General features: G+C 57.0%; 17 protein-coding genes. 14 read left to right on the forward strand and 3 right to left on the reverse strand.

Annotated features, from left to right (window positions below):
• Positions 1-19 precede the first annotated feature (19 nt).
• The 7 genes from pcaF to GOV91_RS12890 are packed head-to-tail and all read left to right on the forward strand — an operon-like array spanning position 20 to position 5,612.
• Entirely contained in the window at positions 20-1,222 is a 1,203-nt protein-coding gene (gene pcaF / locus GOV91_RS12860) for a 3-oxoadipyl-CoA thiolase (RefSeq protein WP_171176650.1), read from the forward strand.
• Positions 1,223-1,237: 15 nt separating this feature from the next.
• Entirely contained in the window at positions 1,238-2,215 is a 978-nt protein-coding gene (paaA, locus tag GOV91_RS12865) for a 1,2-phenylacetyl-CoA epoxidase subunit PaaA (protein ID WP_171176652.1), read from the forward strand.
• A gap of 18 nt (positions 2,216-2,233) precedes the next feature.
• Positions 2,234-2,518 carry a 1,2-phenylacetyl-CoA epoxidase subunit PaaB gene (gene paaB / locus GOV91_RS12870; RefSeq protein ID WP_170404692.1) on the forward strand — a complete coding sequence of 95 codons (285 nt, stop codon included), beginning with the start codon at positions 2,234-2,236 and terminating at the stop codon, positions 2,516-2,518.
• Positions 2,518-3,285, forward strand: coding sequence for a 1,2-phenylacetyl-CoA epoxidase subunit PaaC (paaC, locus tag GOV91_RS12875; protein ID WP_171235808.1), 768 nt, complete (start codon positions 2,518-2,520; stop codon positions 3,283-3,285). The genes paaB and paaC overlap by 1 nt, the downstream gene beginning before the upstream one ends.
• A 6-nt stretch (positions 3,286-3,291) precedes the next feature.
• Positions 3,292-3,750, forward strand: a complete 459-nt coding sequence (paaD, locus tag GOV91_RS12880) for a 1,2-phenylacetyl-CoA epoxidase subunit PaaD (protein ID WP_171187695.1) — start codon at positions 3,292-3,294, stop codon at positions 3,748-3,750.
• 13 nt (positions 3,751-3,763) lie between these two features.
• The gene (locus GOV91_RS12885) at positions 3,764-4,837 is read left to right on the forward strand and encodes a 2Fe-2S iron-sulfur cluster-binding protein (protein ID WP_171235809.1); all 1,074 of its coding nucleotides are present in this window, start codon (positions 3,764-3,766) and stop codon (positions 4,835-4,837) included.
• 13 nt (positions 4,838-4,850) lie between these two features.
• The gene (locus GOV91_RS12890; protein ID WP_171235810.1) at positions 4,851-5,612 is read left to right on the forward strand and encodes a Phenylacetic acid catabolic protein; all 762 of its coding nucleotides are present in this window, start codon (positions 4,851-4,853) and stop codon (positions 5,610-5,612) included.
• A gap of 30 nt (positions 5,613-5,642) precedes the next feature.
• Here GOV91_RS12890 and GOV91_RS12895 read toward each other — a convergent pair whose 3' ends face one another.
• Complete coding sequence (locus tag GOV91_RS12895) at positions 5,643-5,843, reverse strand: hypothetical protein (protein ID WP_171235811.1); 201 nt, start codon at positions 5,841-5,843, stop codon at positions 5,643-5,645.
• Positions 5,844-5,856: 13 nt separating this feature from the next.
• Between GOV91_RS12895 and GOV91_RS12900 the strand changes: the two genes are divergently transcribed.
• From GOV91_RS12900 to GOV91_RS12925, 6 genes are all read left to right on the forward strand, one after another.
• Positions 5,857-6,132 (forward strand): PepSY domain-containing protein, encoded by a 276-nt coding sequence (locus GOV91_RS12900; RefSeq protein ID WP_171235812.1) that lies wholly within the window; start codon positions 5,857-5,859, stop codon positions 6,130-6,132.
• A gap of 55 nt (positions 6,133-6,187) precedes the next feature.
• Positions 6,188-6,709 (forward strand): LuxR C-terminal-related transcriptional regulator, encoded by a 522-nt coding sequence (locus GOV91_RS12905; protein WP_171235813.1) that lies wholly within the window; start codon positions 6,188-6,190, stop codon positions 6,707-6,709.
• Between the two features lie 218 nt (positions 6,710-6,927).
• Positions 6,928-9,024: a hydantoinase/oxoprolinase family protein gene (locus GOV91_RS12910; protein WP_171235814.1), complete on the forward strand. Its 2,097-nt coding sequence runs from the start codon at positions 6,928-6,930 to the stop codon at positions 9,022-9,024.
• Entirely contained in the window at positions 9,021-10,688 is a 1,668-nt protein-coding gene (locus GOV91_RS12915) for a hydantoinase B/oxoprolinase family protein (protein WP_171235815.1), read from the forward strand. Before GOV91_RS12910 ends, GOV91_RS12915 begins: the two co-directional genes overlap by 4 nt.
• Positions 10,685-11,752 carry a histidinol-phosphate transaminase gene (locus GOV91_RS12920; protein WP_171235816.1) on the forward strand — a complete coding sequence of 356 codons (1,068 nt, stop codon included), beginning with the start codon at positions 10,685-10,687 and terminating at the stop codon, positions 11,750-11,752. Before GOV91_RS12915 ends, GOV91_RS12920 begins: the two co-directional genes overlap by 4 nt.
• The gene (locus GOV91_RS12925) at positions 11,749-12,489 is read left to right on the forward strand and encodes an Asp/Glu racemase (RefSeq protein ID WP_171235817.1); all 741 of its coding nucleotides are present in this window, start codon (positions 11,749-11,751) and stop codon (positions 12,487-12,489) included. The genes GOV91_RS12920 and GOV91_RS12925 overlap by 4 nt, the downstream gene beginning before the upstream one ends.
• Before the next feature lie 32 nt (positions 12,490-12,521).
• Here GOV91_RS12925 and GOV91_RS12930 read toward each other — a convergent pair whose 3' ends face one another.
• Both GOV91_RS12930 and GOV91_RS12935 read right to left on the reverse strand, forming a co-directional pair.
• Positions 12,522-14,069, reverse strand: a complete 1,548-nt coding sequence (locus GOV91_RS12930) for a trimethylamine methyltransferase family protein (protein WP_171235818.1) — start codon at positions 14,067-14,069, stop codon at positions 12,522-12,524.
• Positions 14,070-14,308: 239 nt separating this feature from the next.
• Positions 14,309-15,661 carry an MmgE/PrpD family protein gene (locus GOV91_RS12935; RefSeq protein WP_171235819.1) on the reverse strand — a complete coding sequence of 451 codons (1,353 nt, stop codon included), beginning with the start codon at positions 15,659-15,661 and terminating at the stop codon, positions 14,309-14,311.
• A gap of 221 nt (positions 15,662-15,882) precedes the next feature.
• On the opposite strand from GOV91_RS12935, the gene GOV91_RS12940 reads away from it, so the two are divergent.
• Complete coding sequence (locus GOV91_RS12940; RefSeq protein ID WP_171235820.1) at positions 15,883-16,779, forward strand: LysR substrate-binding domain-containing protein; 897 nt, start codon at positions 15,883-15,885, stop codon at positions 16,777-16,779.
• The last annotated feature ends 43 nt before the right edge of the window (positions 16,780-16,822 follow it).

The raw sequence follows: 16,822 nt of genomic DNA on the forward strand, positions 1-16,822 counted from the left end.
CGAACAGGAGACCTCGGACATGGACGCATTCATTTGCGACGCGACGCGTACACCGATTGGGCGGTATGGCGGAGCGCTGTCTTCGGTTCGCACGGATGATCTTGCGGCTTTGCCACTGGCGGCGTTGAAAGAACGCAACCCTCAGGTCGATTGGGCCAGTGTCGACGATGTGATCTATGGTGATGCCAATCAGGCCGGAGAGAGCAACAGGAACGTTGCGCGAATGGCGGCCTTGTTGGCCGGGTTGCCAATCGACGTTCCGGGAACAACGGTAAACCGTCTTTGCGCCAGCGGTATGGATGCCGTTGGAATGGCAGCCCGTGGCATCAAGGCAGGCGATTACGATCTGGCCATTGCGGGGGGCGTGGAAAGCATGTCCCGCGCACCGTTTGTGATGCCCAAGGCAACTTCGGCGTTCACTCGCAACAACGCGGTGCACGACACCACGATCGGATGGCGTTTCGTGAACCCGAAGATGAAGCAGGACTACGGCGTGGATTCCATGCCGCAGACTGCCGACAACGTGGCTGAGGACTATGGCATCAGTCGTGAAGATCAGGATGCCTTTGCTGCACGCAGCCAGGCCCGGTGGGCGGCCGCTCATGCGGCGGGTGTTTTCGGCGATGAAATCACTCCGGTTTCGGTGCCACAGCGAAAAGGCGACCCGATCATTGTGGATACGGATGAACACCCGCGTCCGGGAACCACAGCAGAAAAGCTGTCGGGTCTCAAAGGGGTGAACGGACCGGAAAAGACCGTCACAGCGGGTAATGCTTCGGGTGTAAATGATGGCGCGGCAGCCATTCTGATGGCGAATGAGACGGCGGCGGTCAAGAATGGTCTGACCCCGATGGCCCGTGTGGTGGGCATGTCGGTTGCGGGTGTTGCGCCGCGTGTCATGGGCATCGGCCCGGTGCCCGCCAGCCGCAAGGTTCTGGCCCGAGCAGGGTTGAGCATCGAACAGATGGACGTGATCGAGTTGAATGAGGCGTTTGCCTCTCAGGGCCTTGCCACCCTGCGCGAGTTGGGCCTGCCGGACGATGCGTCCCACGTGAACCCCAATGGAGGGGCCATCGCTTTGGGCCACCCACTGGGCATGAGCGGTGCGCGTCTGGTGCTGACCGCGGCCTATCAATTGAAGCGAACCGGGGGTCGCTATGCGCTCTGCACCATGTGTGTGGGCGTCGGGCAGGGCGCGGCCCTCATTCTTGAACGCGTGTAACGGAGGAGACGGGACATGTATGCTCAGATGGTTAAATCCGAAGCATCAAACGAAGATCCGGAGAAACTGGCAGAGTTCCAGGCGCGGATTGATGCCGATATCAAGATCGAACCAAAAGATTGGATGCCTCAGGCTTATCGCAAGACCCTGATCCGTCAGATCGGTCAGCACGCGCATTCTGAAATCGTAGGTCAACTGCCCGAAGGCAACTGGATCACCCGCGCACCGACGTTGGAGCGCAAGGCGATCCTGCTGGCCAAGGTGCAGGATGAAGCCGGGCATGGACTTTACCTCTACTGTGCAGCTGAGACGCTGGGTGTCAGCCGGGACGAGATCACCGAGATGCTGCTTGATGGGCGTATGAAATACTCGTCGATCTTCAACTATCCGACGTTGAACTGGGCCGATATTGGTGCTGTTGGATGGCTGGTGGATGGGGCGGCTATCATGAACCAAGTTCCGCTGCAGCGGACATCTTTCGGACCATACTCGCGCGCCATGATCCGTATCTGCAAGGAAGAGAGCTTCCATCAGCGGCAAGGTTACGACGCGATCCGCAAAATGGCCGAAGGTACGCCCGAGCAGCGCAAGATGGCTCAGGATGCGATGAACCGCTTCTGGTATCCGTCCCTGATGATGTTCGGCCCGTCCGACAAGGACTCGGTTCATTCTGCCCAGTCGATGGCGTGGAAAATCAAGATCAATACAAATGATGAGCTGCGTCAAAAGTTTGTCGACCAGACCGTGCCGCAGGCCGAGTATCTGGGCCTGACCATTCCCGACTCAGACCTGAAATGGAACGAAGAACGCGGGCACTACGATTTCTCAGAGCCTGACTGGTCGGAATTCTTCGACGTGATCAAAGGCAACGGGCCGTGCAACGTGGATCGTCTGGCAGCCCGCAACAAGGCCTGGGATGACGGGAAATGGGTGCGTGACGGTCTTTTGGCGCACGCCCGCAAGAAGCAATCCGGCAATCTGGCAGCAGAGTAAACCCAAGGAGGAAACCCGATGAACAACGAATGGCCCCTGTGGGAAATCTTTATCCGCGGCCAACACGGTATGAGCCACCGACATGTTGGATCGCTGCACGCCCCGGACGCCGAAATGGCAATCAAGAACGCGCGCGATGTTTACACACGCCGCAACGAAGGTGTTTCGATTTGGGTTGTCGAGGCAAACAACATCTCGGCCTCATCGCCCAGTGATAAAGGCCCGCTGTACGAACCCAGCGAAAGCAAAGTGTACCGCCATCCAACTTTCTTCGATATCCCCGAAGAAGTGGGGGCGATGTAATGAGTGTTTCTGTTTCCAACGACGCTTTGCATCAATTCCTGCTGCGGATGGGGGACAATACGCTGATCCTTGGCCACCGGGTCAGCGAGTGGTGCGGGCACGCGCCGGTTCTGGAGGAAGACATCGCGCTGGCCAACACTGCGTTGGATCTGATCGGACAGACCCAGATGTGGCTTGGTCTTGCGGGCGAGATTGATGGTTGCAAAAGCGCTGACGATCTGGCCTTTCTGCGCGACGCTTGGGATTTCCGCAATATACTGCTGGTCGAGGTTCCGAACGGAGATTTCGGCCGCACATTGATGCGCCAGTTCCTGTTCGACGCCTGGCATTCGATCATGCTGGGGCGCTTGATGGCATCCTCGGACGAACGTGTCGCTGCAATTGCTGCCAAAGCCAGCAAAGAGGTTGCCTATCACCTCGAACGCTCAGGCGACACGGTTGTGGGGCTTGGCGACGGAACCGAGGAAAGCCATGCCCGAATGCAGGAAGCCCTTGATTATCTGTGGCCCTATGTCGGTGAGATGTTTGCCAGCGACGAGGTCGACGCCCAGATGGCCGCCGCAGGTATCGCACCCAATCCGACAGACCTGCGCGAAGAATATGGCGCTTTGGTCGGAAGGATCCTGACTCAGGCAACACTTAGCATTCCCGAAAGTCAGTTTGCCCATAAGGGCGGGCGTGACGGGCGCATGCATACCGAGCATCTGGGTCATCTACTGACGCAGATGCAATGGCTGCAACGCGCCTATCCCGGAGCCAAGTGGTAAGAGCGGATGCAATCCTCGACTGATCAGATCTGGAGCTGGCTGGATGCGGTGCCCGATCCCGAGATACCGGTGATCTCGGTCGTGGATCTGGGCATCGTTCGCGATGTGCGTTGGGACGCCGGAACGCTGGTTGTGACCGTCACACCAACGTACTCTGGCTGTCCGGCGACGTCCGTCATCAGCATGGATATCGAAACCGCGCTGCGCGACCACGGGATCGCGGAGGTACGGATCGAAACCAGCATTTCGCCCGCCTGGACCACCGATTGGCTCAGCGAAAAAGGCCGCGCCAAGCTGGAAGACTATGGCATTGCGCCACCGCAACCGGCGGGTGGGCCAGAACGGTGCCCGCATTGCGGCAGCAAGGCTGTTGAAAAAGTCAGCCAGTTCGGTTCGACCCCATGCAAGGCCCATTGGCGCTGCACCGACTGTCTGGAACCTTTTGACTATTTCAAGTGCATCTGAGGAGGAGCACCGGATGGCACGTTTTCATGACCTGAAAGTCACCGACATCCACAAAACCATCCGCGATGCGGTTGTTGTGACGCTTGAGCCTGTGAATGGCGCAGCGGAACAGTTCGATTTCACCGCGGGTCAATACCTGACCTTCCGGCGTGATTTTGACGGCGAAGAACTGCGCCGCTCGTATTCGATCTGCGCCGGAAAGGATGACGGCGTTCTTCAAGTTGGCATTAAACGCGTCGAAGGGGGCGCTTTCTCAAGCTGGGCCAACGCAGAGTTGAGCGTTGGTGACGTTGTTCAAGCGATGCCGCCAATGGGCAGCTTTCACGTGCCAATCGAAGCGGACGCGGAAAAACAATATCTCGGCTTTGCTGGCGGATCGGGGATTACACCCGTCCTTTCGATCCTGAAAACAACGCTGGCGCGTGAACCCAAGTCCCGCTTCACGCTGATCTACGCCAACAAAGGCATCAACACGATCATGTTCCGAGAGGAGCTGGAGGACCTGAAAAACCTCTATATGGGTCGCCTGAACGTGATCCATATTCTTGAGACCGACGCGCAGGAGATCGACTTGTTCACAGGGCTTGTGACGCAGGAAAAATGCGGCGAGCTGTTTGAACACTGGATCGACATCAAAAACGTGGATACGGCTTTTATCTGTGGACCAGAGCCAATGATGCTGGGGATTGCCGCCGCTCTGCGAGATCACGGGCTTGAGGACAGCCAGATCAAGTTCGAGCTATTTGCCAGCGCCCAACCTGGGCGGGCCAAGCGCAAGACAAATGCAGCAGAGGCGGGCACGCAGGCGAACCAGACTAGCGCTTCAATCACTCTGGACGGTTCGACCCAGACAGTAACCCTACCCAAGGATCAATCCATTTTGGACGCAGCCTTGGAAAACGCTATGGACGCGCCATACGCGTGCAAGGCCGGGGTTTGTTCCACCTGTCGCTGTCGCATTCTGGAAGGCGAAGTCGAAATGCTCGCCAATCACGCGCTCGAGGATTACGAGGTCGAAAAAGGCTATGTGCTGAGCTGTCAGGCTTATCCGGTGACCGACCGTGTGGTCGTGGACTACGACCAGTAAAGGGAGAGGATCAATGACCGAAGCCATGACACTCGACAGCTATCTGGCCGCAGGCGGAGTTCTGACCAATCCGACAAACGTGCCACCACGCTACCGCGCCGAACTGATGAAGCTGATGGCCACCTTTGTGGACAGCGAATTGGCTGGCGCCGCGGGTTTTGCGGATATCATCAATCAGGGGCCGGGCATCAAGGAACGGATCGCGGCAGCAAAAATAGTGCTTGAGAAAACCGATCATGCAGATCGCGTTCTTAAAATAATGGGCGAGTTTGGCGCAGATACCGAACGATACGCCACGCACCATCCATGGACCGCGCGACTGGATCGCGATGACGATATCGGCGCAACGCGCAGCGCACATGACATGCGCCTTGCTGTGTTCAATTATCCGATCTCGGGCTGGACCGACGCTGTGATCATGAACCTTTTGATGAGCCGCGCTGTGGCTGAGCAGCTGGCCGAATTTTCGACTGTTTCTTATCAGCCTCTCGCAGAAGTCTTTCGTCAAATCGCCCCTGTCGAAGCGCATCACGGCACCCTGGCGCTAGAAGGTGCCATGAAGCTGGCAGAAGGCGGAGAGGCCAGGCAGATGCAAGGCGCTGTGGATTATTGGTGGCCGCGTGTTGCACTGTCTTTCGGTGGCGATGATCCGAAACGGTTCGCGTTTCTGTCATCGATCGGTTTGCGCCACACCCAAAACAGTGCCCTACGCGAGCGCTGGATCAAATCCGCAAGCGCGGTCGTTGAACAACTGGGTCTGTCCACCCCAGCGTAAGACTTGACGAACCTGAATTCGGCCCCTGTTTCAAACGGGGGCTTTTTTCTTGATTTTCATAGCTTTTATATTTTTGTGAAGTTTCGCAACGGTGTTTGTAACCTTGGGCCGGGCATTTTTCGCATAAACCTTTGGCCTAAGCCGGTTGAATTCTTCCGAAAGTCCAATTTTGTTGTTCCTGCAAGCCGCACAGATCAGGGCAACCGCAGTCTCGCGGTGGCTGATATCCATGAAAGGAATGCAAATGAACAAAATTGGTAAACTGGCAGTGTTGGCGGCTTGTGTAACTCCCGGCTTGGCGATGGCGCAGATCAATATAGGCCATGTGCTTGGGTCCTCAGAAGCTGACATTCGTTCGGCGTTGGAGGCCCAAGGATATACCATTTCCGAGGTGGAAACCGAACAGGACGAGATCGAGATCTATGCCTTCCTTAACGGCAAGAACTACGAGATCGAAGTTTCTCCCGAAACCGGTGCGGTTATTGAAATCGAACTAGACGACGACGAAGACGACAGCTGACATGAACGGGCGTGTCCGGCTTTGGACGCGCCCCGCACAAACCGAAAGCCAAACTATGACACGTGCCACACTCTTATGGTCCTTATTCGCGGTGCAAGCTCTTTGCAGCGTTTATTTTCTTTTGGATATCGTGTTGGATTTCTGGCCCAATTCCTCGTTCTTTCTGGCGGAAAGTGATCTTGTTGAACTTTTGGTTACGGTTGCACTGATTGGTGGTTTGGCCTTCACCACCTTCGAGCTACGCAGCATGCTGAACCGTCAGTCCAAGCTTGAGGATCAAATGAAAGTCGCCTCAGGCGCGTTCGGTGAGGTGCTTGAGGCGCGGTTTCAGTCATGGTCATTGACGCAGGCAGAGCGGGATGTCGCTATTCTGGCAATCAAGGGATTTGCGATTGCGGAAATCGCCAAAATCCGGGACACGAAACAAGGTACGATCAAGGCACAATGTGCTTCAATTTACCGAAAGGCCGGAGTATCAGGCCGACTTCAACTTTTGAGCCTTTTTGTTGATGACTTGCTTGCCGACAACCTGGTCGCGACTCCAACTCACCAAGCGCGCGAGATGGATGTAAGCTGACGCTCATGACGTGAAAATGTTTGTGTCGCTGGCGGTCGCGCATGTCGCAAACTTGCTAGCATGCTCTTCGTCGATACGAGACAAAACACTATGACTCGGTTTTGTATTCCTAATCGACTAGATCGCCGTGCGACCGGGTGTGATCTGGTAACGCCGCGCCAGTAATCGCCTTGTGGGGCGTACTGACGGCATGATTTCAGACGACAACGGAATACCAAATGACAACCGCGTTACGCCTGGCCATCGATATTGGTGGCACGTTTACTGACACAGTTCTGGTCTCTGGGGATGAGACGATACTTGCGTCAACGAAAACCCTGACCACGCATCAAAATCCCGCCGAAGGCGCCATGGAAGGCGCCGAACGCGTCATGGCGCAGTCGGGTTGGTCACTGATGGAGGTCACCGGGTTTATCCACGGAACCACACTTGCGACCAACGCGCTGATTGAACGGCGTGGAGCGGTTGTAGCCACGATTTGCACCGAAGGGTTCCGAGATATCCTCGATATCGGGTACGAGCGACGCTATTCCCAGTACGACATCAATTTGGAGAAACCTAATCTTCTGGTCCCGCGGGAACGGTCTTTTGTGATCCGCGAACGTATGTCGGCTGAAGGGGAGGTCCTGGTCGCTTTGGATGAGACACAAGTAAAACGCTTGCTGGCTGAACTTGACGCCAGCGGGGCAGAGGCGGTGGCGATCTGCCTTATACACTCTTATGCCAACCCCACGCATGAACAACGCTTGCGCGATATTCTGGCCGAGCATCGTCCTGATCTTACAATCTCGATTTCGTCCGACGTCAGCCCCGAAGCGCGAGAATTCGACAGGCTCTGCACCACAGTCGCGAACGCGTATATTCAGCCGCTGATGGAGTCATACCTGAGCCGGTTTATTAAGCAGTTTGCAGCTCAGGGTGTGAATTGCCCAATCCTGATGATGACTGCGGGCGGAGGGATGTGCACAGTGGAAACCGCGGCACGCTTCCCCATCCGGCTGGTTGAATCCGGGCCGGCGGGTGGAGCCATTCTGGCTGCTAGGATTGCGGCGCGGTCCGGGTTGGACCAAGTGTTGTCGTTTGACGTAGGCGGTACCACAGCCAAGCTTTGTCTGATCGACAAGGCGCGCCCTCAGACCTCCAGATCCTTTGAAATCGCGCGCGCCGCGCGGTTCATCAAAGGTTCGGGCATGCCTGTGCGTATTCCGGTGATCGAGATGATTGAAATCGGTGCGGGCGGCGGTTCGATTGCAGGCGTCGATCGGCTGGGGCGCCTGACCGTTGGCCCGAAGTCGGCCGGATCGGAACCCGGGCCGGTTGCCTTCATGCGCGGTGGCACAGAACCGACAGTCACCGACAGCGACATCACACTCGGCTACATTGTCCCGGACACATTTGCCGAGGGGCATATCAAGCTCGACCCCAAGGGCTCAAAGGCGGCTCTGAAACGCGTGATTGGTGAGAGGTTGAACCTGGATGCGATTGGGTCCGCAGATGGAGTCAGTCGGATCGTGGATGAGAGCATGGCCAGCGCGGGGCGAATGCATGCCGTAGAAAGTGGCAAAGATCTGGGTCCGCGCACGATGATTGCCTTTGGTGGCAATGGGCCGCTGCACGCCAGCCGGGTTGCGCGCTCTGCCGGTGTGTCGCGTATCGTGATCCCACCCAATCCGGGGGTCGGATCCGCAGTTGGTTTCCTGTTTGCGTCTGTGTCGTTTGAGATCGTCCGCTCTCGCTATTCTTTGCTAGACAGCATGGATATGGACGATGTGAATGCTCTGTTCGACACAATGATTGCCGAGGCAAAAGAGGTTGTCGCCCAAGGCGCAGGTGATGCGCCGACCGAAGTCCTACGCACTGCCTTTATGCGTTACAACGGACAAGGGCACGAGATCGAAATCTCATTACCGGATCGCGCGCTGTCGCCCGAGGATATCGCGCCTTTGACCGCCGCGTTTGAGGAAGAATACCGCAAGCAATTCTCGCGCCCCGTCCCGGGTATGCAGATCGAGATTCTCAATTGGGCTGTTCGTGTCGCCACCCCGGAACGTTCCGTTCCACCAGTTCCGGAAACGCCTGAACCTTCTGTGTTTAAAGTCTCTGAAACGCGACCCGTCACGTGCGACGTAGATGGAACTGCGAAGGACGCAGCTTTTGTCGCCCGCGCTGATTTGAAACCCGGTGACCGCGTTCGGGGACCAGCGCTGATTCATGAACCGCAAACGACGACGCTGGTCTCTGCCGATTTCTCGGCCCATTTGGACGCCATTGGTAATCTTGTCTTGATTCAGGATCAGAAAGGAGGCGCAAAATGAGCGCTGAGCTTTCCCCAAAACTCTCTCCTGCCCGCTTGCAAGTGATGTGGAACCGCCTGCTTGCGGTGGTCGAGGAACAGGGTCAGACTCTGATCCGTGCCGCCTTCTCGCCCATTGTACGCGAATGTGGCGACATTTCCGCCGGTATCTTTGACGTCAATGGCCGTATGCTGGCGCAGGCCGTGACCGGTACGCCTGGCCATATCAACACTATGGCCGAAGCCGTTCTTCACCTGCGCGAGCGATTTGCGGTGCAGGACATGAAACCCGGCGACATCTATATGACCAATGACCCCTGGCTGGCTTCGGGGCACCTGAACGACTTCCTGCTGATGATGCCAGCGTTCAAGGATGGCAAGGTTGTTGGTTTTACCTCCTGCACCTCGCATCTGGTGGATCTGGGCGGTTTGGGTATGGGCCCCGAGGGGTCGGACATCTATGACGAGGGCCTGTTGATCCCGCCCTGCAAACTGGTTGAAGAAGGCACGCCCAACGCGCTGTTGATGGACATCATCCGTGCCAACTCGCGCGAACCCATTGCCAACGAGGGCGACATTTATGCCCTGATCGCTTGTTGTGAGGCCGGGGTGAACCGGTTGGTTGCAATGATGGACGAGTTCGTGATCGACGATCTGGACACTTTGGGCTGCTATATCATCGACACTTCGCGTAAAGGCGCGCTGGAGGCCATCGCCGAGGTGCCCGAAGGCGTCTATAAGAACGTTCTGCGGATGGATGGCTACGAGAATGAGTTGGAGTTGCACGCCACGCTGACCGTTACCAAGGACGGGATGCACGTGGATTTCACCGGCACATCGGGCTGTTCGAAAAAAGGTATCAACGTTCCTTTGAACTATGCAACGGCTTACACGGTGTTTGCCTTGCGCTGCATCGTTGGCCCGGACACTCCGAACAATGCTGGCTCGCTAGAGCCCTTCACAGTCGATGGACCAAAGGGCTGCATCCTGAATGCGCAACGCCCGGTGCCGGTTGCGATGCGCCATACGCTGGGACAGGTGACACCGGATTTGGTCCTGGGGTGCTTGCACCAGGCACTGCCGGATCAGGTTCCCGCCGAGGGTGCATCGTGCATGTTCGATCTGCCCATGCGTCATGCGCCCGAAGTGGCGGCCAATGGAGGGCGGGAATTTGCGATCGAACCAGTCCACAATGGTGGCACCGGCGCGCGACCCCACGCAGACGGATTGTCTGCAACTGCATATCCTTCTGGTGTGTTCGGTTCGCAAGTCGAGATCACTGAAAGCGTCGCACCAGTCGTGATGTGGCGGCGGGAACTGCTGCCGGATTCAGGTGGAGCGGGTAAATATCGCGGAGGTCTCGGACAAAGGATTGAGATGACCTCGTCCAATAACGCGCCTTTCATCGTTTTCCTCTCGGTCGAGCGTCTGAAGTTCCCAGCCTTGGGCCGAATGGGCGGCCAGCCCGGTGCCCCGGGGCGCATCCGGTTCCGCGATGGCAACGACGATATACCCGGCAAAGGAGAACTGCGGGTGGAGGGCGATGATTACCTGATCTTCGACACGCCGGGCGGTGGAGGCTTTGGCGATCCGTCAGAACGGGATCCAAAGGCCTTGGCGCTGGATCTCAAACGCGGCCTTGTGACCGAAGCAGGCGCGAAAGCCTATGGAGACACGTCATCATGATCCGCGCAGTCGAGCATGTCCGCCAGATGGCAGCTTACGCGCTGGCGGATTTGGGTGGGCCCGAGACCGTGTCTCTGGCCCAAAACGAAAGTGCCTTTCCCGCCAGTCCCGCGGCTGTTGCGGCAGGGCAGGCGGCGTTGGATCAAATGCCACTTTACCCCGACCCAGACTGGCCAGAGCTGCGCAGTGCAATTTCTGAAACCCATGGTGTTGAGGCCGGGAACATCCTGTGCGGCGCGGGATCGATGGAGTTGATCGGATGCCTGATCCGGGCATTCGCCGGGCCGGGCGATCGGGTGCTGGGCACGGATTATGGCTATGCTTACGTTGCTTCTGCAACGGCGCAAGTGCAGGCCGATTACGTGAAAGCGCGCGAGGTGGATTTGACCGTTTCGGTTGATGACATATTGGCCGCTGTCACGCCTCAAACGCGGATTGCTTTTGTCTGTAACCCGGGCAACCCCACCGGGACTCTGATCCCGAATGCCGAAATTCTGCGCCTGCGCAACGCGTTGCCGGCGGACGTGTTGTTGGTGGTCGACCAGGCCTATGCCGAGTTCGCCGATCAGGATCAAAACCCGGACGAAGTCTTCGCGCTGGTAGATCGCGGCGACACTGTGGTCATGCGAACCTTTTCCAAGGCCTACGGATTGGCGGGCGCGCGCGTGGGTTGGGGTCTGTTCCCCGACTCTATCGCCGGTGAGGTGCGGAAGCTGTTGAACCCGAACAATGTCTCGATCCCTTCGCAGGCCATGGCGACCGCAGCGATGCGGGATCAGGATCATATGCTGGATACGGTTTCCAAAACCGCTGCCATTCGGGATCAGTTTGCCAATGGGTGCTGCGCTCTGGGGCTGGCGGTTGCGCTGAGCCATACGAATTTCGTGTTGATCCGTTTTGCCGACGTGGAGATGGCGCAAAAGGCAGATGCTGCCCTGCGTGCCCAAGGGTTACTGATGCGCGGCATGGGGGGCTATGGTCTGGGCGATTGTCTGCGCGCCACCATTTGTGAAGAACCCGTAATGGATCGGTGCCTGACCGTTTTGAAAGAGGTGACGTCATGACCCATGAGACCCGAACACGGGCCAAGATCGGTGTGCTGGTGCCGTTCACCAACACCAACCTTGAGGCAGACATGATGCTGATGCGTTGCCCGGACACGACCGTGCATTTCCAGCGCATGGGCGGGTATGACGTCGATGAAATTCCGGGCTCGGATCAAATGGCGGGTCTTGGGGCTTCGGACATCAGCCATGATCTGAAGATGATAGCAGGTGTGCGGCCTGATGTGGTGCTCTATGGCTGCACGTCTGCCACTCTGACACACGGCCCGTCATTTGATGAGCAATTGGCACAGGACATTAAGGCAGGGTCAGGCGCACTGTCTTTTACCGCCGCCGGATCATTGATCCATGCAATCAAGGCTTTGGGCGTAACCAAAGTGGGGTTCTCGTCACCCTATCTGGGCGAGATTAACTCGCAGGCAGTTGATTTTCTGGCGAAAAACCAGATCACAACAGTCAAATGCGCTGATATTGGTCGTGAGCTTGGGAATTACGGACAGGGTGAACTAACCCCCGACGAGGTGTTCAATCTGGCCTGTCAGGCTGACCACACCGAAGCCGAAGCCATCGTGCTCAGCTGTACCGACATGCGCGCGGTCGAGGCCGTTGACCGGATCGAAGCCACGCTGGGCAAACCCGTGGTGACGTCCAATCAGGCCATGATGTTTGCGCTGATGCGGGCTTTGGGCTTGCCCCGACAAAGAAAACTGCCGGGGCGCTTGTTCGACCTGTTGTAAACAAAGGCCGGGCTGATAACCCGGCCTTTTCTTTAGGGCTCGTCGGAACCGATTTCTTCTTTGCGCTTGGCAATATAAGCGTCCAACTCCTCACGGATCGCGGGGTCCATTACCGGTTCTTCGTATTCGCGCAAAGCCTGCTGCCAGATTTCCGTCGCCCGGTTCAGCGCGGTCTTGGACCCCGCAGCTTCCCACGCGCCATGGTTTTGCCAGTCGGACAGCATGGGAGCATAAAATGCAGTTTCATAGCGTTCCATCGTGTGTTCAGAGCCAAAGAAATGGCCACCAGTGGGCACATCTTTGATCGCGTCCAGCGCCAACTCGCTTTCGTCGAACTTCAGTGGTTTCAGATACTCCATCATGTTTTGCAGGATTTCCACATCCATCACGAGTTTCTCATAAGACGCGGTCAGGCCGCCTTCGAGCCAACCGGCAGCATGATAGACCAAATTGGCCCCACCCAGAACCGCGCCCCAGGTGGCCATCATCGTCTCATAGGCTGCCTGCAAATCGACCACGTTCGAGGCGTTAGCGTTCGAAGTTCGATAGGGAATGCCATAACGGCGGGTCAGCTGACCGCTGATCATGTTGGCCTTGGTGTTTTCTGGTGTTCCAAAGGCAGGCGCACCCGAGCGCATGTCCACATTCGACGTGAACGCACCATACATCACCGGCGTCCCGGGATTGACCAATTGGGTCAGGGTCACACCAAACAGCGCTTCAGCATTTTGCTGGGCCAAAGCGGCGGGCAGGGTGACAGGGGTCATTGCGCCCATCAAAGTGAAGGGTGTGATCGTCACCGGCTGGCCGTGCTCGGCCATTGCGATCAGGCCGTCGCCCATCGCGTCGTCAAACAGGCGGGGCGAGTTCACGGAAATGATGGTTATCAGCCCCGGGTCGGCGCGCATCTGATCCAACGAGATTCCCCGAGCGATGGCCATCATGTTGATGCCATCTATCGCCCGCCCTCGGCCAATCGCTGTGGCGTGAAAACTGAGGTCGCAATAGCTGAGGTTTGCGTTGTAGGTATCCAGATGCCGGTTATTGGCCGGCATTTCCTGCGGCGCGGTCACCTGATTTCCGATCAGATGGATGGCGTTAAAGTGATGCGCCAGCTTGATGAAGTTGCAATAGTCTTCATAGTTGCCCGGACGTCGCCCGTTGATGCAGTCGTGTACATTCGGGGGACCGGCGACGAGGCCAAAATTGACGTGGTCGTCACCCAAAGTGATCCTCTTGTCCGGGTTGCGCCCGGTTAGGGTAAAAGTCTTCGGGACGGTTTTCAGTGCCTCGTTAACGATGCTTTCGTCAATCCTAATGGTTTTGGTGTCTCGGTCTACCAACGCTCCGGCCTGTTCAAAAAGGGCCAAGACGTTTTCACCCATGACACGAATGCCTGCTTCAGAGAGGATACGCATCGAAGTGGCGTGCAGCTGATCCAGTTGCTCTTCGCTCAGCAGTTCCATTTTGGGCGAGGTGTTGACTACAGCCTGCCAGGGCAGCTGCTGAATTGCCGCACTGCTGCGATCACTTTTGCCGCGTCGACCGCCTCCCCGCGCGCTGCGTCTTTCTCGTGCCATGTCAGTATCCTCGTTCGGGGTGACGGGCAGCCAGCAGGGCCTTGGAAGCAACGGGATTGTCGGTATGCAAAATGGAAATGGGAGATTTCACAGTGCAGTCTCTTTCTTCGCTTCCTAGACCACCTGACGGGCTTTCGGTTCGGCGATGCTAAATCCCGAAACCGCAAAGGCGAAGTTCAACACATCGACATCCAAACGTCGTGCCCATTCCACCATCAACAGCATAAAGAAAGCCTCGACTATGTTTTCGGTGCATCATAGAGCAGCGCGGCAAAGTGCGAGAACTTGGACCCCGGCTGGCACAGTCCCCACACGGCATCGCGGATGGCTGATGCGCGGGCGCTGCCCAGGGAAGGGGCAGCAAATTCCATGAACTTTTCGTCCACTTCCGCATCTTCCATGGGCGACTCCGGGCCCCCTCGGGCGTGAACATCGCCCGATTCAAGAACCCGCCCGTCTTTTAGTGTAATGGATACATCTGCCATTCGGTTTTTCGGGAAACGACTGGAGTGTCGTTCGGTTTCACAAACGGAAATACGATCCACAATCGACGCGACCAGAGGGTCCGACAACCCGGCCCCAGTGATGTGTTCGACGCCTATCCGCCCGTAGGCGGCAATGGTGGCGACGGCAAAAGGCAGAGAATACTGCGCTTTTGATGTGTCGTCTGGCATCTCCTGAAACAAGCAGGCGCTTTCATGGAAGGTATTGACCCGGATCGACGCAATATCATTGTGCGACAGACTATGATCCCGCATCAAGGCGCGGGTGGCGTCGATGGGGGCGTGCGCCCACCGGCAGATCGGATAGGGCTTCACATATTGATGCTCCATCTGCCAGAACTGGCCCAGATCCGTCCAATATGGCTCGACATCGTCCGCTTCGATGGTGATGGCGGGTGCGCCGGTAAAGCCTTTTTCGGCCAATACCACCGAAGAGATCCCGACCAGTGCCCCCCAGCCAGAACCGTCATGCAACATAGTAGGATTGGCGATTTCACGCATCATCTGGCTGCGGGGGCCGTGGTACTCAGCGATCCCCATGGCCTGCCGCATCTGGTCCTCACTCAGCCCACGCAAACGCGCAGCGACGGCCACAACGCCCAAGGCGTTCCACGCGCCCGAGGTATGGTAGTCGCTGACGGTGTTGTGCAGCGAAACCCCGGCCCGTCCGGCGATCTCATAGCCGACTGTAACTGCTGCCAGTGCCTCGGGGCCCGAGAAATCTCTTATCGTTTCCGCCACTGCGGCCAGTGCGGGAATGACCACGACACCAATATGGCCCTTTGTTGGGTTGTACCCGTCATGGCCGTCCAAATTGTCTGTCTGAGTTGCGGCGGCATAAGCTGCACCTGCGGCGCTGACCCGACGACCATCAAACATCATGCGCGCGCTGTACGCCGTGTCACCCGCACCGTACAATGCCATCGCACTTTCGCGCGCAATTACTCCGGCTGACATGGGCCCGGAACCGATTGTGATACCCAATGTGTCCAGCGTCATCCGGGCCGCGGCCCTTAGTGTGCTATCCGGGATATCCTCGGCGCGTGTTTCAAGGGTAAAGTGAGCAATTTTCTGAAATCGGTCCGCCACGTTTTGCCTGCTTGCAATTGAAGTCTGTTACCGGTCTTAGTGGGAATGGTAGGCCAATTCACTTGTGCGGCACGAAAACAATCTTTGGGCAATGGTACAGGAATTTTTGTGGATCCAAAGTCAAACATGTCGCTTACGTAACAGTCTTTGTGTCGCAAAAGAACAAGAGGCCGGGTCAGTTACGCCATACTCGACAGGTGGATCGCCCGGGACATTTGCATATGATGAATCTGCCGCACCTGTCGTTTCTGCGTTCTTTCGAGGCCGCTGCCCGCCATCTTAGTTTTACAAGTGCTGCGGAAGAGTTGAACTGCACGCAATCAGCTGTCAGCAATCATGTCCGGTCGCTTGAAGAATTTCTGAAGCGCCCGCTCTTTGTGCGCCACCCCCGGTCTCTGTCCCTTACGGATGTTGGCAAAGCGTACTTGCCCTCAGTGCGCCACGCGTTGCAGGAAATTGACGTTGCCACCCAGTCGCTTGTGCTGCGGCCCCATACCAAAACCGTGGTCGTCTCGTGCCCTGTTAGCCTGGCGGGAAATTGGCTGCCCAACGTCATTCAGGGATTTTCAGAAAGCCATCCGGATATTTCCGTGACTGTACACGGTACCATCTGGACGGATGTGGACCCAAATGTTTCGGATATCTCGATTACGATCAATCATATAGATGACGCGTCCGAAGGTCTGGAACGATTATGGGTGGAAAAGCTGACGGTGGTCTGCGCTCCGAGCTATACCGTGGGCAATCAACCATTGAATGATCTCCAGCAATTACACGATGCGCAACTGATCCACATTCTGGGTCGCTCGGCATATTGGGACAAGGTGGCCGCTGAGTTCGGGCTTGAAAATCTTGGCCAGAATGAAGGTCCAAGAACCAACGTCTCGAACCTGGCGCTTGAGCTTGCATCAAAATCCTTGGGGTGTGTGGCGATCCCGAAGTCGTTGGCGCAACCTTATGTAGAGCGGGGGCTTCTGATTGAGCCCTTTGATCTGAATCTGGAAAGCCCTTGGGCTTATTATGTCAATCTCCGAGAGGCCAATGCCACGCCTGCGGTTCGACTGTTCCAGAACTGGTTATTGAAAGTGGCAACCGAAACAGAGAGCCCGATGGATTGATTGGCTCACTCTTGGGCCTGCGTTGTCTTTGCCGCCTGCACGT

This window comes from Ruegeria sp. HKCCA6837 (genome assembly GCF_013034475.1).
In the GTDB taxonomy this organism is placed as follows: domain Bacteria; phylum Pseudomonadota; class Alphaproteobacteria; order Rhodobacterales; family Rhodobacteraceae; genus Ruegeria.